Here is a 21,588-nt window from a genome sequence, read left to right as displayed (position 1 = left end):
AAAAAACTCCTCAAGCAACAATGGTTGCCATTGAAACAACCAATAAAGTTAAATACTGCCACCGAAGCCAGCAAGCATATCAGCTTGCTAGTGACGCATTTATTTAAATTAATTAAAGCGCCACTTTTCCTAAAACCGCTTTGATAAAGCAAATAGTCATACTTTAATAAAACAATCATAGGCGGGTCGATCATTATACCTGGCAAAGAATAAAAATATAGTTCCTAGGTTCGACTTTTCCGTATATTACAGCAAGTATGCCCAAAAATTGATTAAATTGGACTTTAAATATTCAAAATTTAAAGATAAAAGTCAAATAAATTATTATTAATATGAGGTCTGTTAATCTAATTCAACAAAATTAGTTATTTAAAAAAGAATATACAAAGAACTAATTATGCAAATGAAAACTACTCTATATCCATATAGGTAAAATACGTTTTTCCATACCTCCTAACCATTGAAGGGACAAAACTTATGCTTTTCCTTGTGATCTAGGGGTCTGTTTGAAATTTGCTATAGAGCTTACCACAGCTCACTTTCAAATAGCCTCTTAAGACACCTAAGTCGCATAAAGCCTCTCATTTGAGTGGCAAGAAGTATGTTTAAGAATAATGTATATCAAAAAAGTTAAGAGATAAAGCTATCCTCTTCATGAAAATTAAAAATTTTGCTTTAAATCGTTATTAATTGTGCATGTCTCACTGAAAATAAGTGCGTCAAAGAATAGGTAAGGCGGCAAGGCGTCTCTCCCACTATTATTACCGGAACAAAATTAGGTGAAAAATAATGCAAGGCGTGTTCTAGGGCACCAACATTTTTTCATTTAACTTAAGAATGGTGATAATGATTGTTTATAAGCCCATTAAATCGTAGAAATATCGCTTAACAAACTAAATCCATCTTGGGGATAATCTTAAGTTAAAAGTGAATTATAATTAATTAGAACACTTTATTACCTAAAGCAGCTACGTGTTAAGAACTATCTATCACCAGGTTTTTTTTGAGTTAAGTTATTATTAAATAAATAGTTTCTTAAGTTTTCAACAGAAAAACTGATCATAATAAACATAACAAAATAAATATATTATTTTATTGTTATTATTATGTAAGCAAGCTTAAGTATAAAATTTAAACAATTTTTCTAGGCTAATAATTTGTGTAAAGAAGGCTTTATTACTTTAGTAAATATTGTGTATAGCTAAGTTAGTTTTGCTTTATTATAAATATTATCTTAAGCTCTTAACCAAGAAGAACACGAACTCTTAACAGCTTTAAATTAAACGTATCTATTTGTTTTTAAATTTCTTTTTATAGTTATCCCCAGAAAAAATAAAGCTAATAATAAACATATATTATTTAAATTAATTTAATTATTATTATACTGGCTAAAAACAATTTCTTTTAAATTTATTCATTAAGCTTGATTAGATGCGGGAATGCAGCAACGCTTTGGTGCACAGCGATTTAGGAACAAAGAACTACGTAATTGCTTAGTACTTTACCGTCAGGTTTGTAATGAACCTGTTTAAAAGGTTGGTATAAATTAACTGCGAAATCGTTTTTTCTTATTTAGAAAGCTTAGGCATGCCTTCACAGTCATTTAAAATTAAGGAAAAAGGGCTTGGCAACTCGTAAGACAGTTTGACAGAACTTGTAAAGTTTTCTATCATTGCCCACCTTAAAATTAAATTTCAATAGGTCTAAAATGAAACGTACTTATCAACCTAGTAAGCTAAAACGCAAACGCGATCATGGGTTTCGCCAACGTATGGCAACGCGAGGTGGACGATTAGTATTAAAACGTCGGCGTGCAAAAGGTCGTAAGCGTTTATCAGCTTAGTGTATGAATTTGACAAAACACGACGCTTAATCACTAAAAGTGAGTATGATTATGTGTTTGCTCAAGGCAAAAAAATTTTAACCCCGGAATTTGTGATTTTATATCGATCAAATTGCTTAGGTTACGCGAGACTTGGCCTTTCTTTGTCAAAAAAGAGAATAGCAAAAGCGTGTCAACGAAATAGGTTAAAGCGTATAGTGCGTGAGAGCTTTCGTACTCAGAATCTACCTGCGGTAGATATTGTTTTTTTAGCAAGGCATGGGGCAGCAAAAGTAGAAAATAGTTCAATTATTGCACATTTAGGTAATGCATGGAAAAAGTTAAATACTTTCTACGTCGATTGACTAGTTTTCCAATAATCTTGTATCGATTATTTGTTCGTCCTCTGCTAAGGCCAAGTTGCCGCTATTATCCAAGTTGTTCTGAATATGCATTATCAGCAATTAATCATTTTGGAATCTTCAAAGGTATAAAGTTAATGTGTTGTCGTTTGCTCCGTTGCCATCCATGGTCAGCAGGAGGTTACGATCCTGTGTTACGTAAAGAAGAGAAATCTTAATGGATATTCGACGTGTTATATTATATTCAGCGCTTGCGCTAATTATTTATTCTTTGTGGTCTGCTTGGCAACAGGACTATCCGTCAACGCCAATAACAGCCACAACGTCTAGCAGCAATATTAATAATAATGACAACCGCTTACTGCCTAATATAGAGGCTAGTAATTCAGCTGCTACAACAGACTCTAATCAAATAACTACCCCACAGACAGTGTCCCAGAGTTCGCAGCCTATTCAAGTTAAAACAGATGTGCTTGCTGTAACTATTGATAATAATTTTGGTGATATTGTACAAGCGCGACTGCTAAATTATCCCGTTAGTGTTGAAGAACGCCAAACACCAATTACGTTACTTTATGATAAACCTAATCAGCGTTATACAGCCAATAGTAGCCTAGTTATGAATACCAATGGCACAGTTGATAACCTGAAAATTAATTACACGAGCTTAAAGCAAACTTATTTCCTAGATCCTAATGAGCAACAATTAGTCGTTACCTTAAAGGGACAAACAGATAATGGGTTAGACGTAGCTAAGAACTTCATTTTCACACGTGGCAGCTATCTAATTGGTGTTAATTATCAAATTGCCAATAAAGGACAGCAGGAATGGCGTGGCTACATGAACACCCAACTGGTTCGCACATTGCCCACTGAAGATCAATCTAGTTTATTTCACATAGGTTCTTATACTGGTGCCTCTTATTCAAATCCAGAGCACAGTCGTTATAAAAAAGTTAGTTTTACCGATATGAATAAAGCTAATCTTAATGTTGATGTCACTGGCGGCTGGATAGCTATGCAACAGCATTATTTTCTTAGCGCTTGGGTGCCACCCGCTAAGAGTAAGAATTTAATGTATACGCGTAACGCCAATAACGACTATACCATCGGCACAATTAGCCAACCGCTCGTTATTAAACCTGGTGAAGTTAAAGAAACAGGCGCTAAATTGTATATTGGCCCAGAGATAACTAGCAATTTAAAAGCGATATCTCCCGGGCTAGATTTGACTGTGGATTATGGCTGGCTATGGTTTGTATCGTCAGCTTTATTTTCATTGATGAAAGCGATTCACTCTGTCGTCGGGAATTGGGGTTGGTCCATTATCCTAGTAACCGTCCTTATTAAGCTTGCATTCTTTCGCTTGTCTGCTACTAGTTATAAATCCATGGCCAACATGCGAAAATTACAGCCAAAATTGCAAGCTTTAAGAGAGCGTTATGGTGATGATAAAGCAAAAATCAGCCAAGCTACGATGGAGCTTTACAAGCAAGAAAAAGTTAATCCATTAGGCGGTTGTTTACCTATTTTAGTGCAAATTCCTGTATTTATAGCCTTGTATTGGGTGTTATTAGAGAGTGTGGAATTAAGGCAAGCGCCATTTATATTTTGGATTAAAGATTTAGCTGCTGCAGATCCTTACCATGTGCTGCCAATTATTATGGGTGTGACCATGCTAATTCAACAGCGTTTAAATCCTGCGCCGCCTGATCCGACGCAAGCGAAAATTATGATGTTGTTACCAATTGTCTTTACAGCGCTCTTTTGGAATTTTCCCTCAGGCTTAGTGCTTTATTGGATTGTGAATAACACCTTATCTATTTTGCAACAATGGTATATTACACGCAAATACAGCGATGATAGACCAGCTTCTAAGAAACAACTCATGACGGCAAAATGAGTCTTGCAGAAGAGACAATTGTTGCTATTGCTACTCCACCTGGCCGAGGTGGAGTAGGGATTATCAGACTTTCTGGCCCATCAGCCTATTTAATTACGAAACAGCTAACTAAGCAAATGGATTTGACACCACGTCATGCTGTTTATACAGCTTTTTTTGATAAGCAAAATAAATTAATTGATAAGGGCCTAGTGCTTTATTTTAAGGCACCGCATTCCTTTACAGGCGAAGATGTTATTGAGCTACAAGGGCATGGTGCGCCAGTTATTTTAGATTATTTAGTACAAGAATGCATTGCTTATGGCGCACGTCTTGCCAGGCCTGGTGAGTTTTCAGAGCGAGCTTTTCTAAATGATAAAATTGATTTAGCCCAAGCTGAAGCAATTGCCGATTTAATTCATGCAAGTTCCTTAACAGCAGCGCGTATGGCAGTGCGTTCGTTGCAAGGAGATTTTTCCCATAAAATAGCAGAGCTTAATGAAAAAATTATTAATTTACGCTTATACGTTGAAGCTGCTATTGATTTCCCTGAAGAGGAAATTGATTTTTTAAGTGATGGTAAGGTTGCAGTGCAGTTAACGGAAATTGTTAACAATCTTGATATTCTACGTCAAAATGCTACTCAAGGCGTTATGTTACGCGAAGGGTTAACAATTGTTATTGCCGGGGAGCCTAATACAGGCAAGTCTACCTTAATAAATTGCTTAGCTTGTCGTGAAGTAGCTATTGTAACGGATATCGCTGGAACAACTCGAGATGTCATGCGTGAATATGTCCTATTAGATGGGCTCCCTGTCCATCTTATTGATACGGCGGGCTTACGGGAGAGTAATGATATAGTCGAGCAAGAAGGAATTAAACGAGCTTGGCAAGAAATCAGGAAGGCTGATTGTGTGTTATTGTTAGCAGATGTTCAGCAAAAAAACCAACCCAATGAGCTTGACGAAGCAATTTTAAGCTCATTACCAACAGGCACTCCTCTGCTTAAAGTTTTTAATAAAATTGATACTATTAACGAAAAACCGAAGTGTGAAGAGGATGCAATCTATCTCTCAGCAAAATCAGGTGCCGGCATTGATTTATTACTTACTAAGATTAAAGCGCTAGTAGGCTTTCACCCAACCGAAGGCCAATTTTTAGCACGCAGAAGACACCTAGATGCCTTAGACAGAGCTAAAGAGTTTTTATTAACAGGGCAAATGCAGCTCATAAATGCTCGCGCGGGCGAGTTACTCGCTGATGATTTACGTCTGGCTCATCAATGCTTAAGTGAAATTACTGGTGAATTCACCCCTGATGATTTACTAGGAAAAATCTTTTCTAGTTTCTGTATTGGCAAATAGCGTAATACCTATTTAAATTATTTAAAAAATATACAATATGATTATTTTTTTGAATAAAATTCAATATTTAATAAGTATTTGTTATCAATAAATCAATGTGGGGGAAAAAAATACAAAAAATTATTGTTTCCTGTTATAAAGGATGTTAAGTTTGTATTGTTGATTTTTTGTATCTTTTTCTTAGGTTTAATTATGACTTTTCCAAAACAATCTAAAGCGTTTCGCACTGATGGGTATACTTTTTTTCAAACTATTCCAGGGCAAATTTCTAAAGATTCGATGGAAATGGTAGAGCGCTTAGCCAATGAAAAAGATTTTAAGACGTTGTCCGAAAATCAAATGCTTATAGAGCAAAAATTTCTCCACCTTTATCAAGTTTTAAGTACAGACAAGGCAAGGAGAGATGAATTTTGGCTGCTATGTTATTACTACTGTTTAATGCTAGAAAATTATTACATAGCTTATGACCAACCAGCTAAAGTTGAACAATATCAAAAGTTACGCCACCAAATTTGGCTTGAACTAGAGAAGCGCCGCGGCATTATACATCCTGAAGAGCCTTCGCCAAGTTTCATTGCCGAGTTAGGTAAACAATTAAAAGATGGGGTAAGTGATCTTGCTGGATGTGCTATCCATACTTCTAAATTACGTAATCACATTGCCCTTTATAATGTGTATCGGATTTATTGGATCTTTTGTCGTCTAACCCTTACTCATTCACTGCGTCATATTGCCCAAAATACGAATTGGCTAGAGCAATTAAGTCAGTTATTAAGTAGGCCTGTTGATTCCGAACATATTATTAAGCAGTTAGAAACCTTTGGTGAGGTTTTCCGAGGTTTAAGTGTTGGGTTTTTTGCAGCGCGCTTTCTTATTAATGCTGCCATGGTACTTAAGCATACCATCGCGCCTTCTCTGGATGAAGAAGATGAGGTTAAAGGCTTAAAAGCATGGGCACGGTTTAAGAAAGAAATGTCTAAGCGACATGTGGAATTTTTAAATGATATTACTTGGGGCGTGGTAAATGGTGTAACCAATTACGCTGATTTCTTTCATCTCTCTGCTGCTGCCGCAGGATGGATAACTGCAGGCTTTCTCGTGTTTGACGTAGCCTTAATGCTTTGGCGTCATCATCTTGCTAAGCAAGATTATTTATTAAAAAAAGCAGAATACGAAGCTGACTTAAAACACTATAAGCAGTTGTTAGATGAGGCCATTAAGAGTCATGACGAGCAAAAAATCGCTTTATTGCAAGCACAATGTGATTTAACCGAGGAACTGCAAAAAGAGCTCGAAATAAAATGGCAAGCAACTAGTGCTACTCTGTACTTTAATACCAGCGCAGCCTTGCTATTAGCCGCAGGTTTTAGTGCTTCTATGATTGTTGGTTCGCCAGTATTGATTCCTGTGGCTTACGCTGCCTGCACCATTGCTGTGGCTATGTATTTATCAGCGTCAGCTTATAACGAGTATAAAGAAAAAGAATTAAGATTCACCCAAGCTCAAGTAAGTAATGCAAGCAGTGAAGACATTGCAAAAGCGCGTAAGGAATATGAGGCAGCCCGCAATGAATTTATCTTTACCATGGTTAAAAACATAGTATTACCAAGTCTTATGGTCGCAACCTTTGCTATATGTTGGGAAGCTGCGTTAGTTTTAGCGGCTGTCTATCTTACTTATGAAGTATGGCGCGCCTATCAAAAACACGCTGAAAAGCAAGCGCAAGCTCAATTACCGCAGCAATCTGATGAGCAAAAGCCCATATTAAAAGATGGTAATACGGAAGGAAATGATAGCGATTATGATGATGAGGAAACCGAAGAGCAATACGAGGGAGGGTATTCTCCTATTGCCTGCTTTGGTTAGCTAATTTTACTTAGCCGTTGAAGAACATGGATGTCCTTCATCGAGCAACATAGATGTGTATAGCATGTTTGGAAAAAGCCTTAAAGACAAGTAAACACGGGCTAAATATTCCAAACTGAGGTTAAGTTTTCAATGTGCCTTTCGCCTTAGGCCAACACGCTATTTTCGTATTTTTCTCTATAATCTAAAACTCGTTTATCCATAACCTTATGCCAAAGCGGCGGTATTAAGGCTAAAAGCATCATGCCTAAATAGCCTGATGGGAGCTGCGGGCTTTCTTCTACATGTTTTAAGAGTTGATAGGGCTTAGCGCCATAAAGGTGATGATCGGCATGTCGTTGCAGGTGAAAAAGTAAAACATTACTTAGCCAATGGTTGGCATTCCATGAGTGTTTAAAAGAAACCTTTTCATAATGGCCACTTGGTAATTTTTCCCTCTCTAACCCATAGTGCTCAATGTAATTGACTAATTCTAATATAGTAAACGCCACTATAGCCTGACCTAGAAAGAAAATTAATGTAAGCCAACCGCCTAATAAATAACAAAATAAACTTATGGTTAAAGGTGCAAAGATAATCCACCAAAATTGATTATGATAGCTATAAAAAGAATAATCTTTTTTCTCTAGGCGTTTTTTTTCTAAGTGCAGGGCAGAAGTAAATGAATCTATAACAGCTCTTGGTAAGTATCGATAAAAACTTTCACCTAATTTAGCAGTTGCTGGATCATGAGGTGTGCCTACCCAAATGTGATGGCCGCGCACATGCTCTATGGTAAAATGACCATAAAAAACCATACTCAATAATACTTTGCTTAAGAGTTGTTCTAAAGCAGTATTTTTATGTATTAATTCATGAGCTAAATTAATGCCAACGCCGCCCGTTAGGAAGCCAATAGAAAAACAAAAACCTAGCCATTCATACCATACTAAGTGATGCGTGCTAACCATATAAAGGGCCGTGGTAAGAAAAATAATTTGTACCGGGACATAAAGGAGGGTAATTGCTTTAAAATAACTGTCTTTTTTAAGCTGCTGCTCTTGTTTCGTATTAGGATTAGAAGAATCTTGCACAAGGTAGTCAACAATAGGAACAATGGTGAGTAACATAACGATAGCTAAAAAATTATAAATACCACCCAATGCATAACCAATAAAAGGGAGTAGCACTAATAAAAAAATAAGCAAAAAAGATGTTTTTTTTAGCAGCGACATAGCTTAATCCATTAATTTTTATTTATAAAGTATAGCAAATAGCACTTTGACGTAAGTTATTTTTTCTGCAAACTTAACGCTAACTTATACAGATCATTTTTGGTAGTTGAGGAAAGGGCACTTGCAATTTTAACAGCTTGTTTTAAGGGAACTTCTTTAAGCAACACAGATAATAATTTTTTATCATCTTCATCTGATTTAACTACAGGTTGTACGGGCAGAATAATTACAAATTCTCCTTTAACATGCGATAAATCATTAAGTAGCCACGCTTTAATTTTATCCCCTGATGCTTGAATAAACGTCTCAAACGTTTTGGTTAACTCTTTAGCTAGCACAAATTCATAATCATGGCCGTAAATTGTTATAATATCTTCAACGCACGCAAGTATGCGATGCGTAGATTCATAAAGTACAGAAGTGTATTCGCTAGCTGCTAACAAGGTTAATTGAGTTAAGCGAGCTTGTTGTTTAGCAGGTAAAAAACCAATAAATAAAAAACTATCACAAGGCACGCCGGCCGCGCACAGCGCAGTGATTAATGCACAGGGGCCGGGGATAGGTGTGACTCTTATGCCAGTTTGTCTTGCTAACTTTACTAAGACATACCCTGGGTCACTAATTAAGGGTGTGCCAGCATCACTAATTAGCGCCATGTTTTGTCCGTTTTTTAGAGCGTTAATGATCGCTTCACTTTTTTCACTTTCATTATGAGCATGTAAAGAAAGTAAAGGCTTACTAATCCCAAGCGCAGTTAGTAAAGGCCGTGAATGACGCGTATCTTCAGCTAAAATGGTATCAACACTTTTTAAGCTATTGATAGCCCGCTCGCTAATATCTGCTAAATTACCTATTGGCGTCGCTACAATATAAAGTGTGCCATAATTAGTTGCTGAAGCATTTTCCATAGTTTATCCTATTGCGTTCTCGCCCTCTGGACTTTTTATATGCTACCAAAATTCTTGGTTTTAAAACTAAGTTGTATCATTATTTCAGTCGTTTTTTTCTCACGTTGCACCACTATTTCTGAAAGCACTGCCAGGACTACTTTATCAAAATCTACACCTTATACTATGTCAGCTGCAGCTTATCTAGCTAGGGCAGAAAATCAAGAGGGAAGTGAAAAGCAAAATATGCTAATTATGGCTGCAGGCCGTTCTTTTTTCGATGGTAATTGGCAGCAAACAGCTGCTATTTTAGCGCAAACTGCAAAATTATCAGCTACTCAAGCATATATTAAAAAGATTTTTCTAGCTAAAATTGATTTAATACACCAGCAGCCTAAAGAGGCTATTGCAAAACTTTCTAGCGTAAAGCATCCGAGTGAGCTACCTATGTTTTATCAAGCTCAATTCCATGAGACATTAGCTAAGTCTTATGAGGCTTTAGATAAGATTGTTTATGCAGCCAATGAACGTATAAAACTTGAGCATTTGTTAACTGATTTTGCAAGCCGACAGCAGAATCGCAAGCTTATTTGGTTGGTATTAAATAAGCTACCTGTTGCAGAATTAAATACACTCACTATAGAAGCGAAAGAGGGTACCGAATTACAAGGTTGGTTGAAGTTAGCATTAATAGCTAGGCAAACAGCTAAAGATAATACCAGCTTATCGCATGAGCTAAATGGATGGCAGCAAGATTACCCAACGCACCCAGCGAATACTATTCTAGCTTCTCAAATGGCAGCAAGTTATAAATTAACAACAAGGATGACAGCTTATACCGCGCCGCAGCAAATGGCATTGCTTTTACCGGTTACCGGACCCTTAGCGGGCCCCGGTGGGGCGATACGTGATGGATTTATGGCAGCTTATAATAACAGCAAACTTGATAATGAAGTGGGCCTTCGTGTCTATGATACAGCTGCAGAAGATGTAACAGAGCTTTATCAAAAAGCGTTAGCAGATGGTGCTGATTATGTCGTAGGCCCTTTGACAAAAACAGATGTTTTAAAAGTCGCGGCTTTAGAGCATCCTGTTCCCACACTACTACTAAACGATATCAATGAATCAGGGTTAACCATTAAGAACAATCGAAATAACATTTATCATTTTAGCTTATCACCCCTAGATGAAGCTAAGCAGGTTGCGGTTAAAGCCAGTAAAAATAGCTTAACCAAAGCTTTAATCATTGCACCTGCTGGCGCTTGGGGCAGCGAAATAGCGTCAGCTTTTATAAGCCAATGGGAAGCTAATGGTGGCAGCTTAATTGAACAATTAGTTTATGATAATACGACTGATTTAAATCAAGCGGTTCGCAAGTTTCTACATGTTTCTGAGCAAGCCGCTAAAGAAAAGCAATTTAAGGTTAAACCCGGGGAGGAAGGCTTGGTTATAAGTAAACGCAGGCAAGATTTTGATATGATCTTTTTGCTTGCTTATCCATCTAAGGCTCGCCAAATAATGCCTTTATTAAAATATTATTTTGCCGGCGATATTCCTGTTTATGCTACCTCCAGTGTTTATGCGGGAACTAAAAATCAGAAAATGGATAAGGATTTAGATGGCTTAATTTTTTGTGATATGCCCTGGGTTTTTCAACACCACTTAACCAATAAAAATTGGCCTGAGCAATTTAATAGCTATAGTCGTCTTTATGCCTTAGGTACAGATGCCTACGCGCTATCAGCCCAATTAAACCAGCTTGTTTCGTCGCCACAAAAGCCAATTAATAACAATAGTGGTTTACTTTATTTAAACAATGCCCAGCAAATTTCGCGCGTCTTAAGTTGGGGTAAATTTAAGCATGGTATTGCCCAAAAAATTAGTGATGCTTAAAGCTGGAAAAAGCAATCAAACTCCTAGTACGCTTTGCCTTGCTCACAAGGCATGGTTGCGCGGATAGAATAAGTGATCAAAATGACTTTGTAGCCTGGGTGAAACGAAGTGAAACCCGGGTTTTGGTCCTATGGGCCTGCGCCTGAGCTACATTTTAGTTTATCCACGCAATATCGGAAAGACGAGCGAATGGATTATGTAAATGGCTGCAGCTAATTTTTCTAATTTAAATTATCCTGGAAAGTTTATGTCACAACAATTAGGTTTTGCTGCAGAACAACAGGCTTGCCACTATCTTCTCAAGCAAGGTTTATCATTGCTTGTTAATAATTATCGTTGCCGCTGGGGTGAAATAGATTTAATTATGAAAGATGGTAATTATTTAGTCTTTATCGAAGTAAGAGCGCGCAGTTCATCTATGTTTGGCGGTCCTTTTGCAAGTATTACACTTACAAAACAGCAAAAGATTATAAAGACAGCAAACCATTTTATTCTAACTAAAAAATGGGGCGATAAATACCCTGTTCGGTTTGATGTAGTTGGCATTGATAGCCGTTTACAAAACATTGAGTGGATTAAGAATGCCTTTATCCCGTAAAATGCGCTTGTTAAAAAAATTAAAAGTCGGTTACGATGTATAAACGTTGGAATCATTCGTTATGTCACAGATGGAAGAAAGAGTAAAACAGCTTTTTGGCATGAGTATTGAAACACAGATCTCTGCTGCAGATTCTTTATCAGCACTCATAGCAAAAGCAGGTGCTCGTTTAGTCAATTGCTTATTAAATGATGGCAAAATATTATTATGTGGCAATGGTGGCTCTGCTGCTAATTGCCATCATTTTTCTGCTGCCATGCTAAATCATTTTGTGGTCGAAAGACCTGCTTTACCTGTATTTGTACTTACTGGTGATACATCATCTGTTACCGCAATAGCAAATGATAGCCACTATGAGCATGTTTTTGCTCGTCAAATACAAGCGTTGGGCCAAGAGGGAGATATCTTGTTAGTTATCTCCACTTCGGGGAATGCTGATAGTATTTTAAATGCTGTTAATGCAGCGAACGATAGAGGAATGGATACAATTGCATTAAGTGGCCGCGACGGAGGTGTTTTAGCAAACCACTTAGGCCCTGAGGATATTGAAATTAGAGTAATTGCTGATAATACAGCTTTAATTCGCCAGACTCATTTATTTATCTTGCATTGTTTTTGCGATTTAATCGATCAATCTTTGTTTGGACAGATGTTGGAGTAATAATGAAGTATCGTGCTTTGGTGTATGTGTTAATTAGTAGTTTGCTGTGTAGTTGTGTAGCTGTAGTAGTCGCTGGTGCTGCTGCAGGAATGATTGTTTATGATCGTAGAACGTTAAAGACAATGGAAAGTGATGCGCGTATATTTCACCTTATCCATAAAGCGCTGGTTGAAGACGCTCGTTTTAGAGGATCGCACATAGAAGTCATTAGCTTTAATCAGGTCGTTTTATTAGTAGGCCAAACTACGTCTCCTTCTTTGCGCGTTGCTGCTGAGAAGATTGCCCAAAATACTCCTGCAGTTCGGCGGGTGTATAATGAATTAACCATAGGACTTCCCTTATCGCTTAAGCAAAAGACACAAGATACTTTTATTACCGGGCAAGTTCGTAGCTATATGCTTGGTCGAAAAGATTTAGAGTCAGGCTCAATTCGAGTGGTTACTGAAAATGCAACTGTTTACTTAATGGGAACTGTAACTCATGAGCAGGCGTATCTTGCGGTCGATGTAGCAAGACATGTAACTGATGTTCGCAAAGTAGTTAAAGTATTTCGGTACATTACTTAATTCTCTTGAATTAAAAGCTAGCTGGTACTTTAAAGTAAAGGATTTACTAAATATGTATCGATCAAAGCTTTATGTATTATTCCTAATTCCAATCTTTATGTTAAATGGTTGCATTAGCAGCTTATGGACTGGTGCAACCCTCGTCTACGATCGTCACAATGTTTATAAAAAATTCTATGATTATCAACTTGCTGTACAGGCAAATCATTTATTATTTCAAGACAGAATGTTGAAACAAGAGGGATGCTACCTGGATTTAGCTGTATTTAAAGGCGATATTTTATTAGCGGGTCATTTACCCTCAAAGAAACTGCGTCATCTAGCACATATGCGCCTAAAATCATTAACAGGCTATCGTGAGATATTTTTTCAAGTTGCCGTTTATTCAGGGCAAGCAAATGATCTAATTGACACTTGGTTAACGACTAAAATAAGGAGCCAAATTCTTGCAGATGCAGACATTGACCCTAACGCATTTAAAATTATTACTATAGATAAAATCGTGTATATTATGGGGGATGTAAGGCCTAAACAAGCCGATCAAGTTTTGAGTATAGCTAGGAATACAGAAGGGGTCGTACGTGTGGTAAAGCTGATGCGTTATTTAAATTTAAGCGAGACACCTGCCGGTTAAGATCTGTGGCCTATCTAAAGGCCACAGGGCAACCGACCCAAACCAGGAAGTGGCTAACCTGGAGGTTAATGCTAACTTTATCAATGGTAACGACCTTTATCCAGTCGTTTACGCATTTTTCTTAATTTAATTGTACGTGGCAGGCCAGTAGAATCTTGATCTGCTTCTTCGATTAGAAGTTCTTCTTGTCGAACTGGGTGGGATTTAGAATGTTTACGGTAGGGATGGTGGTTTTTATTGTGTTTATGGTATATACTATCACCGTAACGGTTGAGCATTTTTTCGCGCATGCTGTACGCTGTACCTTGTTGCTTTTCAGACATAACTTATTCCTATCTATGAGATTAATTAAAGTTGCCATCATAAACACAAACTTAACATCTATTTTGAATTAAGTGAGTAGTTTCAATGGCCTTAAAAATAACAACCTCAATTTAAAATATAGGCAATTTGATCTGAATTTACCACCCTTTCTGGTTAAGCAAGGTAATAATTTATAGTAAAGGCTAGCAAAACTATAAATTGGCGTTGCTTATCCAAATTGATTACTTTATAATCCGCGCCTGTAAAGATAGGTATACTCGTGAAAGATGATCGTAGTTTGCGCCCGGTTTGGCGCTTGCTGTTAGCTCAGCTAATAGTTGGTGCTTTAATTGCGCTAGGGATGCTCATTACCGCTGGTAAGCAAGCAGCTCTTTCTGCATTATTAGGTGGTTTAGTCGCCTTCTTGCCCTCGCTGATATTTGCAAGAAAGTTATTTCAATATCAGGGCGCAAGAGCAGCAAGACAAATAATTAGAAGTTTTTATCTTGGAGAATTTCTAAAAATAATATCATCAATCGCGCTGTTTACCTTGGTTTTTGTATATTTTGAGGTAACTCCTCTGGCGTTTTTTTTAACATATATAGTAGTGGTTATGATACATTGGTTTTCACCATTGCTCGTTGATAATAGACAGAATAGGCCTAAAAGTGACTGAAATGGCATCAAGTACAGATTATATTAAACACCATCTAACTTATCTGACCTATGATCTAAAAACCATGACTTTAGGGTCTTCAGGTGGTTTTTGGACCATTAATCTTGATACGTTATTTTTCTCCGTGGTTTTAGGATTTACCGTTTTAGGGCTTTTATATTTTGCTACCCGTAAGATTACTACAGGCATCCCTGGTAAATTACAAAACTTTGCCGAGCTTATGCTTGAGTTTGCTGATAACCAAGTAAAAGATTGTTTTCATGGTAAAAATAAATTGATTGGGCCATTAGCGCTCACCATTTTTACCTGGGTATTTTTAATGAATTTTATGGATATTGTACCGGTTGATGTTTTACCGATTATGGCTAAATCACTTGGTATCCACTATCTTAAAGTTGTCCCGACCAATGACTTAAATTTAACGCTAGGGTTAGCATTATCAGTATTCTTCTTAATAATTTTCTACAGCATTAAAATTAAAGGTATGAAAGGCTTTGTTAAAGAATTAACCTTGCAGCCTTTTAATCATCCATTGTTTATTCCTTTTAATATGCTATTAGAGCTAGTTGGGTTAATTGCAAAACCTATTTCACTAGCATTGCGACTATTTGGAAATTTATATGCAGGCGAGTTAATCTTTATTTTAATTGCTTTACTCACACTGAATGTGACAGCCCAGTCATCGATAGCAGGCACTGCAACATTAGGCGTGGCGCAATTTCTTTTATCGCTTGGCTGGTCAATTTTTCATATATTGGTCATTACCTTACAAGCATTTATCTTTATGGTCTTAACGATTGTTTACCTTAGTTTAGCTCATGAGGATCATTAGTTCATTTTAACATCATTGTTCATTTAAGGGGATTTCTATGCAAGCTGCAAATTTAATCGCGCAAGTTCAAGGTATGACTGTTATTGCAGTCGCATTATTAATTGGCCTTGGTGCTTTAGGTACAGCAATAGGTTTTGGACTTTTGGGTGGTAAATTTCTTGAAGGTTCTGCACGTCAACCTGAAATGGTACCTATGTTACAGGTAAAAATGTTTATTGTTGCGGGCTTACTTGATGCGGTAACGATGATTGGTGTGGGTATTGCCTTATTCTTTACCTTTGCTAACCCTTTCCTAAGTAATTTAGGTGCTTGATAACATAAAAGGTGCCTTTGCATTTTAAAAGCTATGGGAGACAGCATTGGATATTAATTTTACACTAATTATACAGATGCTTGTGTTTGCAGTGTTTGTTTGGTTTACGATGAAATTTGTTTGGCCTCCTCTGGCAAAAGCTATGGAAGAGCGTCAAAATAAAATTGCAGACGGACTAGCTGCGGCTGAACGAGGCCGTAAAGAGTTAGAGTTAGCACAATATCGTGTCAAAGATGAACTAAAGCATGCTAAAGCGCAAGCTTCAGAAATCGTTGAAAAAGCGACTAAACGTGCCACACAGTTAATTGAAGAAGCCAGAGAAGAAGCAAAGCTTGAGGCGGAGCGACAAGCTAAAATAGCGCATGAGAAACTTCAACAAGAAATTAATCAGGCGCGAGATAGCTTGCGTAAACAAGTAGCTCAGCTTGCAGTAGCGGGAGCTGAGGTAATTCTTCAGCGAAACATTGATGAAAAGACAAATAATCAATTATTAGATAGCTTGATTGAAGAAATTTAATATTAAATAAAGAGATTGGACATGTCTGAGAGCGTAACAATTGCTAGGCCTTATGCCAAAGCTATTTTTAAATATGCCTTTGATGCTGGGAAATTACGCCAGGGGTCAGAATACTTGCACAATTTAGCATTAGTAGTGTTAGATAAAAACGCAGCAAACTTTATTAATAACCCTGCGTCCACAGTAGAGCAGCACGTTGAATTATTAATGAGTGCTAATAAAATTGCTTCTGAGGATGCAGTTTACCTAAAAAATTTTATAACGCTACTGGCTGAGAATAAACGTTTAATGGCTTTGCCTGATATTTACAATTTATTTGAAGCAATGCGTGCAGAACAAGAAAAAACACTCATAGCAAATGTTATTAGCTATTCAGAATTGTCTAAAGATCAGCAGCAGAAATTGATTAATACACTAAGCGGTCGCTTGCAGCGCAAAGTAACTCTGCAAATTACTATTGATAAAAAGCTGATAGGTGGTGCTGTGATTCTTGCTGGCGACTTAGTGATAGATGGCTCGGTTCGTGGCAAATTAGATAAACTTAGCACCAGTTTGGCCGCATAAATTAAGAGGATAGATTTCATGTCAGAACAAGTTGCATTAAACCCATCTGAAATTAGCGAACTAATTAAGCAGAAAATTGAACAATTTAATGTTGCTTCAGAAGCTCGAAATGAAGGTACAATTGTTAGCTTACGAGATGGAATTATTCGCCTTCATGGTTTAGCGGATGTAATGCAGGGTGAAATGATAGAATTCCCTGGTGGCATCTATGGTTTAGCACTTAACTTAGAGCGCGATTCGGTTGGTGCTGTTATTCTTGGAGACGCTTCAAGTTTATCAGAGGGCCAAAAGGGCAAATGTACAGGTCGTATTCTTGAAGTGCCCGTAGGCGAAGCATTATTAGGCCGCGTTGTTGATGCTTTAGGTAATCCTATTGATGGCAAGGGCCCAATTAATGCTAAAAAAATGTCACCTATTGAAAAAGTAGCCCCAGGCGTTATTGCTCGTCAATCAGTTGATCAGCCTGTACAAACTGGATTAAAAGCAATTGATGCTATGATTCCAGTAGGTCGTGGTCAGCGAGAGCTGATTATTGGTGACCGTCAAACAGGTAAATCTGCTATTGCTATTGATGCCATTATCAATCAAAAAGGCACTGGTATTAAATGTATTTATGTGGCTATTGGCCAAAAAGCCTCTTCTATTGCTAATACAGTACGTAAGCTTGAAGAGCATGGGGCAATGGAGCATACCATTGTCGTTGTGGCGAGTGCTTCTGATTCTGCAGCTTTACAATTTATTGCACCTTATGCCGGATGTGCTATGGGTGAATATTTTATGGAGCGTGGTGAGGATGCCTTAATTGTTTATGATGACTTAACTAAACAAGCTTGGGCTTATCGCCAAATTTCTCTACTATTAAGACGTCCTCCAGGTCGTGAAGCTTACCCTGGGGATATTTTCTATTTACATTCACGTTTATTAGAGCGTGCTTCACGTATTAATGCTGAAGAGGTTGAGCGTTTAACGAATGGCGAAGTAAAAGGGAAAACAGGTTCATTGACTGCGTTGCCAATTATTGAAACGCAAGCAGGCGACGTTTCCGCTTTCGTACCTACCAACGTCATTTCAATTACCGATGGTCAGATATTTCTTGATGTGGATTTATTTAACTCAGGCGTTCGTCCTGCAATTAACTCAGGTCTTTCTGTATCGCGTGTAGGTGGTGCTGCTCAGACTAAAATTATGAAAAAACTCGGTGGTGGTACACGTTTAGCATTAGCTCAGTTTCGTGAATTAGAAGCATTTTCTCAATTTGCTTCAGACTTAGATGATGCAACTCGCAAACAATTAGAGCGAGGGCAACGGATTACTGAAATCATGAAGCAAAAGCAATATTCCCCACTGTCTGTGGCTGAAATGAGTATCTCTTTATTTGTTGTTGAAAAAGGTTACTTAGATGATATTCCTTTAGCTGAGATTGGCAGTTTTGAAGCAGCGTTGAGAGGGTTTATGAGCTCTTCTTATGCATCTTTAATTAATAAAATTAATGAAACTGGTGCTTATGATAATGATATCGAAGCAGAGTTAAAAAATGCCGTAGAAGAATTCAAGCGTACTGGTAGCTGGTAAAACATTTTAAGTGTGCAGATGGGCTAAAAAAGCCCAACAAATAGATTAAGGTGATGATATGCCTGGAGCAAAAGAGATTCGTTCGAAAATTGCGAGTACAAAAAACACGCAAAAAATCACGCGAGCGATGGAAATGGTTGCAGCAAGTAAAATGCGTAAAACGCAGGATAGGATGCGAGCATCTAAACCTTATGCCACTAAAATATATGATGTTGTAAAACATATTGCGCGTGCTAATTCTGAATATAGGCATCCATTTATGACTGCCCGGGAGATTAAACGAGTTGGTTTAATCGTTGTTACTTCTGATAGAGGTTTAGTGGGTGGTTTAAATGCGAATTTATTGCGTGAAACAGTACGTATCATGCGCCAGTGGCAATCTGAAAATAAAGAGATAGATCTAGGCGTCATTGGTCGCAAAGGTAAGGCTTTTTTCAAACGTGTAGGTGGTAATATTATTGCTTCTGTCGATCATTTAGGTGACAAGCCAGGAGTGAAAGACTTAATCGGTGTAGTTAAAGTCATGTTAGATGCTTTCTACAACGGTCAGATTGATGCTTTGCACATTGTATATAATGAATTCATCAATACAATGACTCAAAAGCCTCTAGTTAAACAGCTCCTGCCTCTTCCTATTGCAGAAGAAGATAATCAAAGACTAGGTCACTACTGGGATTATATTTATGAGCCCGATGCTAAAGAGTTATTGGATGCTCTATTAGGACGCTATCTTGAATTACAAGCCTATCAAGCTGTTGTAGAGAATATTGCTTGTGAGCAAGCAGCAAAAATGATTGCAATGAAAAGCGCGACTGACAATGCTGGTGAATTAATTAAACAATTCCAATTGGCCTATAACAAAGCTCGACAAGCTGCCATTACACAAGAGTTAGCAGAAATTGTCGGTGGCGCATCGGCTTTATAAGAGGGTAAATTTTATGAGTTTAGGTACTGTGGTTGAAGTAATTGGTGCAGTGGTAGACGTTGAATTTGATCGTGATAACGTCCCTAAAGTTAATGATGCACTGCAATTAAATAACGAGCTAGTGCTTGAAGTACAGCAACAATTAGGCGATGGCGTCGTTCGTACGATTGCTATGGGTTCGACTGAAGGGCTTAAACGTGGCGTTCAGGCTACTAACTCAGGTAAACCCATTCAAGTGCCTGTGGGTAAAAAGACATTAGGTCGTATTATGGACGTATTAGGCCGTCCAATAGACGAAATGGGCCCAATCGATGCGGAAGAATATTTACCAATTCATCGCAAAGCCCCAAGTTATGAAGATCAAGCCGGTAGTCAAGAGTTATTAGAAACAGGCATTAAGGTTATTGACTTGCTTTGCCCATTTGCGAAAGGTGGTAAAGTTGGTCTCTTCGGTGGTGCTGGTGTAGGCAAAACAGTTAATATGATGGAATTAATCCGTAATATTGCTATTGAGCACAGTGGTTATTCAGTATTTGCAGGCGTTGGGGAGCGTACCCGGGAAGGTAATGACTTCTACCATGAAATGAAAGATTCCAATGTACTTGATAAAGTATCACTCGTTTACGGCCAGATGAATGAGCCACCTGGAAATCGTCTACGCGTTGCCTTAACAGGCTTGACCATGGCTGAAAAATTCCGTGATGAAGGCCGAGACGTATTACTCTTTATTGATAATATTTATCGTTATACTCTAGCGGGTGTAGAAGTATCTGCTTTATTAGGTCGTATGCCTTCTGCTGTAGGTTATCAGCCTACGCTTGCAGAAGAAATGGGTATGTTGCAAGAACGTATTACTTCTACTAAAACGGGTTCTATTACCTCAATACAAGCTGTTTACGTGCCAGCGGACGATTTAACTGATCCATCGCCTGCAACAACGTTTGCTCACTTAGATGCAACTGTGGTGTTATCACGTCAGATTGCTGAACTAGGTATTTATCCTGCGGTTGATCCATTAGACTCTACATCACGCCAGTTAGATCCATTAGTTGTTGGCCAAGAACACTACGACACAGCTCGTCGGGTTCAACAAACGTTACAGCGCTACAAAGAATTAAAAGATATTATTGCTATTTTAGGTATGGATGAATTATCTGAAGAAGATAAGCGTATCGTTACTCGTGCCCGAAAGATTCAACGATTTCTTTCACAACCATTCTTTGTTGCTGAAGTATTCACAGGTTCACCAGGAAAATACGTTTCACTAAAAGATACTATTAAAGGATTCCAAGGTATTCTTGCTGGTGAATATGATGATTTACCTGAGCAAGCTTTCTATATGGTTGGTAGTATTGAAGAAGCGGTCGCTAAAGCAAAAACATTATGAGGCAAGGTGATAGTATGGCAAATACAACTCGCTTGGATATTGTCAGCGCAGAACAAGAAATTTTTTCAGGCTGTGTTGAAATGGTGATAGCTACCGGTGAGCTAGGTGAAATAGGTATTACACCTGGACATGCACCATTACTTACCGTATTAAAGCCTGGAGAAATTAGAATCACTCATCCAGGCGGTGGGCAAGATATTTATTATGTCTCTGGTGGTATGCTTGAGGTTCAGCCCTATCACGTTTCTGTTTTAGCAGATGTTGTTGAGCGTGCTGAAGATTTAGATGAAGCAGCAGCGCTTGCAGCTAAAGCTCGTGCAGAAGAAGCAATGACTAATAAAAATGCTGAACTAAATTACGCTTTGGCCGCGACCGAATTAGCACGTGCTGTAGCTCAGATTCGCGCTATCCAAAAATTAAGACAAAGTCTTAAGTAAAAAAATAGCTTATAGTTTGTTTCGTGTTCATTAACCAATAGTGAGCACGAGCTGTCTTTCTAATTGTAAAACCATATCCATGATTGCTTAATCATATTATTCACAATGATATTCACAATTTATCCACAGATAGGATTATTTAATAATCATTTAATATCAACAAGTTAACTTAAAAAAATTTCATTCAATACAAGTATTAATAAATTTATACACATTTTATTTATAAGAGCAATTTAGCTAATTTATAAATATTCTCTTTATTCCTTTGCCATAAGCAGCAATTTAATTTAGTACACATTTACTCATCTTTGTG

At 37.7% G+C, this 21,588-nt stretch carries 23 protein-coding genes; 20 read left to right on the top strand and 3 right to left on the bottom strand.

Annotation, left to right across the window (positions count from 1 at the left end; translation table 11 throughout):
• Window positions 1–1,708 precede the first annotated feature (1,708 nt).
• The 6 genes from rpmH to DYE47_RS14005 all read left to right on the top strand — a co-directional run bounded on the left by rpmH (window position 1,709) and on the right by DYE47_RS14005 (window position 7,296).
• Complete coding sequence (rpmH, locus tag DYE47_RS14030; protein ID WP_115303963.1) at window positions 1,709–1,843, top strand: 50S ribosomal protein L34; 135 nt, start codon at window positions 1,709–1,711, stop codon at window positions 1,841–1,843.
• Window positions 1,843–2,187 (top strand): ribonuclease P protein component, encoded by a 345-nt coding sequence (gene rnpA, locus DYE47_RS14025; protein ID WP_115303962.1) that lies wholly within the window; start codon window positions 1,843–1,845, stop codon window positions 2,185–2,187. Before rpmH ends, rnpA begins: the two co-directional genes overlap by 1 nt.
• Window positions 2,154–2,402 carry a membrane protein insertion efficiency factor YidD gene (yidD, locus tag DYE47_RS14020; protein ID WP_115303961.1) on the top strand — a complete coding sequence of 83 codons (249 nt, stop codon included), beginning with the start codon at window positions 2,154–2,156 and terminating at the stop codon, window positions 2,400–2,402. The genes rnpA and yidD overlap by 34 nt, the downstream gene beginning before the upstream one ends.
• Window positions 2,402–4,087: a membrane protein insertase YidC gene (yidC, locus tag DYE47_RS14015; protein ID WP_115303960.1), complete on the top strand. Its 1,686-nt coding sequence runs from the start codon at window positions 2,402–2,404 to the stop codon at window positions 4,085–4,087. Before yidD ends, yidC begins: the two co-directional genes overlap by 1 nt.
• Window positions 4,084–5,430 carry a tRNA uridine-5-carboxymethylaminomethyl(34) synthesis GTPase MnmE gene (gene mnmE / locus DYE47_RS14010; protein ID WP_115303959.1) on the top strand — a complete coding sequence of 449 codons (1,347 nt, stop codon included), beginning with the start codon at window positions 4,084–4,086 and terminating at the stop codon, window positions 5,428–5,430. The genes yidC and mnmE overlap by 4 nt, the downstream gene beginning before the upstream one ends.
• Window positions 5,431–5,622: 192 nt before the next feature.
• Window positions 5,623–7,296 (top strand): hypothetical protein, encoded by a 1,674-nt coding sequence (locus DYE47_RS14005; protein ID WP_115303958.1) that lies wholly within the window; start codon window positions 5,623–5,625, stop codon window positions 7,294–7,296.
• A gap of 146 nt (window positions 7,297–7,442) precedes the next feature.
• Here the strand turns inward: DYE47_RS14005 and DYE47_RS14000 are convergent, their stop codons facing one another.
• Both DYE47_RS14000 and rsmI read right to left on the bottom strand, forming a co-directional pair.
• The gene (locus tag DYE47_RS14000) at window positions 7,443–8,510 is read right to left on the bottom strand and encodes an alkane 1-monooxygenase (RefSeq protein ID WP_115303957.1); all 1,068 of its coding nucleotides are present in this window, start codon (window positions 8,508–8,510) and stop codon (window positions 7,443–7,445) included.
• Between the two features lie 56 nt (window positions 8,511–8,566).
• Window positions 8,567–9,418 (bottom strand): 16S rRNA (cytidine(1402)-2'-O)-methyltransferase, encoded by an 852-nt coding sequence (gene rsmI / locus DYE47_RS13995; RefSeq protein WP_115303956.1) that lies wholly within the window; start codon window positions 9,416–9,418, stop codon window positions 8,567–8,569.
• 39 nt (window positions 9,419–9,457) lie between these two features.
• On the opposite strand from rsmI, the gene DYE47_RS13990 reads away from it, so the two are divergent.
• The 5 genes from DYE47_RS13990 (at window position 9,458) to DYE47_RS13970 (ending at window position 13,749) form a co-directional block, all read left to right on the top strand.
• Entirely contained in the window at window positions 9,458–11,290 is a 1,833-nt protein-coding gene (locus DYE47_RS13990) for a penicillin-binding protein activator (protein ID WP_115303955.1), read from the top strand.
• 247 nt (window positions 11,291–11,537) lie between these two features.
• On the top strand, window positions 11,538–11,888 hold the full coding sequence (locus tag DYE47_RS13985; RefSeq protein WP_115304102.1) for a YraN family protein: 351 nt from the start codon (window positions 11,538–11,540) through the stop codon (window positions 11,886–11,888).
• A 61-nt stretch (window positions 11,889–11,949) separates the two neighbouring features.
• A complete protein-coding gene (locus tag DYE47_RS13980; protein WP_115303954.1) occupies window positions 11,950–12,549 on the top strand; it encodes a D-sedoheptulose-7-phosphate isomerase in 600 nt (199 codons plus the stop codon).
• A 2-nt stretch (window positions 12,550–12,551) separates the two neighbouring features.
• A complete protein-coding gene (locus tag DYE47_RS13975; protein WP_115303953.1) occupies window positions 12,552–13,115 on the top strand; it encodes a BON domain-containing protein in 564 nt (187 codons plus the stop codon).
• Between the two features lie 52 nt (window positions 13,116–13,167).
• Window positions 13,168–13,749, top strand: a complete 582-nt coding sequence (locus tag DYE47_RS13970; RefSeq protein ID WP_115303952.1) for a BON domain-containing protein — start codon at window positions 13,168–13,170, stop codon at window positions 13,747–13,749.
• Between the two features lie 80 nt (window positions 13,750–13,829).
• On the opposite strand, the gene DYE47_RS13965 is transcribed toward DYE47_RS13970, so the two are convergent.
• A complete protein-coding gene (locus tag DYE47_RS13965) occupies window positions 13,830–14,072 on the bottom strand; it encodes a hypothetical protein (protein ID WP_115303951.1) in 243 nt (80 codons plus the stop codon).
• A gap of 260 nt (window positions 14,073–14,332) precedes the next feature.
• Between DYE47_RS13965 and DYE47_RS13960 the strand changes: the two genes are divergently transcribed.
• The 9 genes from DYE47_RS13960 to DYE47_RS13920 are packed head-to-tail and all read left to right on the top strand — an operon-like array spanning window position 14,333 to window position 21,275.
• Entirely contained in the window at window positions 14,333–14,728 is a 396-nt protein-coding gene (locus tag DYE47_RS13960) for a F0F1 ATP synthase subunit I (protein WP_115303950.1), read from the top strand.
• A gap of 1 nt (window position 14,729) precedes the next feature.
• Window positions 14,730–15,560 carry a F0F1 ATP synthase subunit A gene (gene atpB, locus DYE47_RS13955; RefSeq protein ID WP_115303949.1) on the top strand — a complete coding sequence of 277 codons (831 nt, stop codon included), beginning with the start codon at window positions 14,730–14,732 and terminating at the stop codon, window positions 15,558–15,560.
• A 37-nt stretch (window positions 15,561–15,597) separates the two neighbouring features.
• Complete coding sequence (atpE, locus tag DYE47_RS13950; RefSeq protein ID WP_115303948.1) at window positions 15,598–15,873, top strand: F0F1 ATP synthase subunit C; 276 nt, start codon at window positions 15,598–15,600, stop codon at window positions 15,871–15,873.
• 46 nt (window positions 15,874–15,919) lie between these two features.
• Window positions 15,920–16,390, top strand: a complete 471-nt coding sequence (locus tag DYE47_RS13945; RefSeq protein WP_115303947.1) for a F0F1 ATP synthase subunit B — start codon at window positions 15,920–15,922, stop codon at window positions 16,388–16,390.
• Window positions 16,391–16,411: 21 nt separating this feature from the next.
• Entirely contained in the window at window positions 16,412–16,954 is a 543-nt protein-coding gene (locus tag DYE47_RS13940) for a F0F1 ATP synthase subunit delta (RefSeq protein ID WP_115303946.1), read from the top strand.
• Window positions 16,955–16,972: 18 nt separating this feature from the next.
• Window positions 16,973–18,526, top strand: a complete 1,554-nt coding sequence (gene atpA, locus DYE47_RS13935; RefSeq protein WP_115303945.1) for a F0F1 ATP synthase subunit alpha — start codon at window positions 16,973–16,975, stop codon at window positions 18,524–18,526.
• 58 nt (window positions 18,527–18,584) lie between these two features.
• Complete coding sequence (gene atpG, locus DYE47_RS13930) at window positions 18,585–19,451, top strand: F0F1 ATP synthase subunit gamma (RefSeq protein ID WP_115303944.1); 867 nt, start codon at window positions 18,585–18,587, stop codon at window positions 19,449–19,451.
• A 13-nt stretch (window positions 19,452–19,464) separates the two neighbouring features.
• Window positions 19,465–20,838 (top strand): F0F1 ATP synthase subunit beta, encoded by a 1,374-nt coding sequence (gene atpD / locus DYE47_RS13925; RefSeq protein ID WP_115303943.1) that lies wholly within the window; start codon window positions 19,465–19,467, stop codon window positions 20,836–20,838.
• 14 nt (window positions 20,839–20,852) lie between these two features.
• Window positions 20,853–21,275 carry a F0F1 ATP synthase subunit epsilon gene (locus DYE47_RS13920; protein ID WP_115304101.1) on the top strand — a complete coding sequence of 141 codons (423 nt, stop codon included), beginning with the start codon at window positions 20,853–20,855 and terminating at the stop codon, window positions 21,273–21,275.
• Window positions 21,276–21,588 lie beyond the last annotated feature (313 nt).

Origin of the sequence: Legionella beliardensis, assembly GCF_900452395.1 — a bacterium.
GTDB classification, from domain to species: Bacteria; Pseudomonadota; Gammaproteobacteria; order Legionellales; family Legionellaceae; genus Legionella_C; species Legionella_C beliardensis.
This window is presented reverse-complemented; position numbering and strand designations above follow the sequence as displayed.

Excerpts from the sequence above, each read along its gene's own strand:
- rpmH (WP_115303963.1), top strand. The coding sequence starts at position 1,709 with ATGAAACGTACTTATCAACCTAGTAAGCTAAAACGCAAACGCGATCAT.
- yidD (WP_115303961.1), top strand. The coding sequence starts at position 2,154 with ATGGAAAAAGTTAAATACTTTCTACGTCGATTGACTAGTTTTCCAATA.
- yidC (WP_115303960.1), top strand. The coding sequence starts at position 2,402 with ATGGATATTCGACGTGTTATATTATATTCAGCGCTTGCGCTAATTATT.
- mnmE (WP_115303959.1), top strand. The coding sequence starts at position 4,084 with ATGAGTCTTGCAGAAGAGACAATTGTTGCTATTGCTACTCCACCTGGC.
- DYE47_RS14005 (WP_115303958.1), top strand. The coding sequence starts at position 5,623 with ATGACTTTTCCAAAACAATCTAAAGCGTTTCGCACTGATGGGTATACT.
- DYE47_RS14000 (WP_115303957.1), bottom strand. The coding sequence starts at position 8,510 with ATGTCGCTGCTAAAAAAAACATCTTTTTTGCTTATTTTTTTATTAGTG.
- rsmI (WP_115303956.1), bottom strand. The coding sequence starts at position 9,418 with ATGGAAAATGCTTCAGCAACTAATTATGGCACACTTTATATTGTAGCG.
- DYE47_RS13990 (WP_115303955.1), top strand. The coding sequence starts at position 9,458 with ATGCTACCAAAATTCTTGGTTTTAAAACTAAGTTGTATCATTATTTCA.
- DYE47_RS13985 (WP_115304102.1), top strand. The coding sequence starts at position 11,538 with ATGTCACAACAATTAGGTTTTGCTGCAGAACAACAGGCTTGCCACTAT.
- DYE47_RS13980 (WP_115303954.1), top strand. The coding sequence starts at position 11,950 with ATGTCACAGATGGAAGAAAGAGTAAAACAGCTTTTTGGCATGAGTATT.
- DYE47_RS13975 (WP_115303953.1), top strand. The coding sequence starts at position 12,552 with ATGAAGTATCGTGCTTTGGTGTATGTGTTAATTAGTAGTTTGCTGTGT.
- DYE47_RS13970 (WP_115303952.1), top strand. The coding sequence starts at position 13,168 with ATGTATCGATCAAAGCTTTATGTATTATTCCTAATTCCAATCTTTATG.
- DYE47_RS13965 (WP_115303951.1), bottom strand. The coding sequence starts at position 14,072 with ATGTCTGAAAAGCAACAAGGTACAGCGTACAGCATGCGCGAAAAAATG.
- atpB (WP_115303949.1), top strand. The coding sequence starts at position 14,730 with ATGGCATCAAGTACAGATTATATTAAACACCATCTAACTTATCTGACC.
- atpE (WP_115303948.1), top strand. The coding sequence starts at position 15,598 with ATGCAAGCTGCAAATTTAATCGCGCAAGTTCAAGGTATGACTGTTATT.
- DYE47_RS13940 (WP_115303946.1), top strand. The coding sequence starts at position 16,412 with ATGTCTGAGAGCGTAACAATTGCTAGGCCTTATGCCAAAGCTATTTTT.
- atpA (WP_115303945.1), top strand. The coding sequence starts at position 16,973 with ATGTCAGAACAAGTTGCATTAAACCCATCTGAAATTAGCGAACTAATT.
- atpG (WP_115303944.1), top strand. The coding sequence starts at position 18,585 with ATGCCTGGAGCAAAAGAGATTCGTTCGAAAATTGCGAGTACAAAAAAC.
- atpD (WP_115303943.1), top strand. The coding sequence starts at position 19,465 with ATGAGTTTAGGTACTGTGGTTGAAGTAATTGGTGCAGTGGTAGACGTT.
- DYE47_RS13920 (WP_115304101.1), top strand. The coding sequence starts at position 20,853 with ATGGCAAATACAACTCGCTTGGATATTGTCAGCGCAGAACAAGAAATT.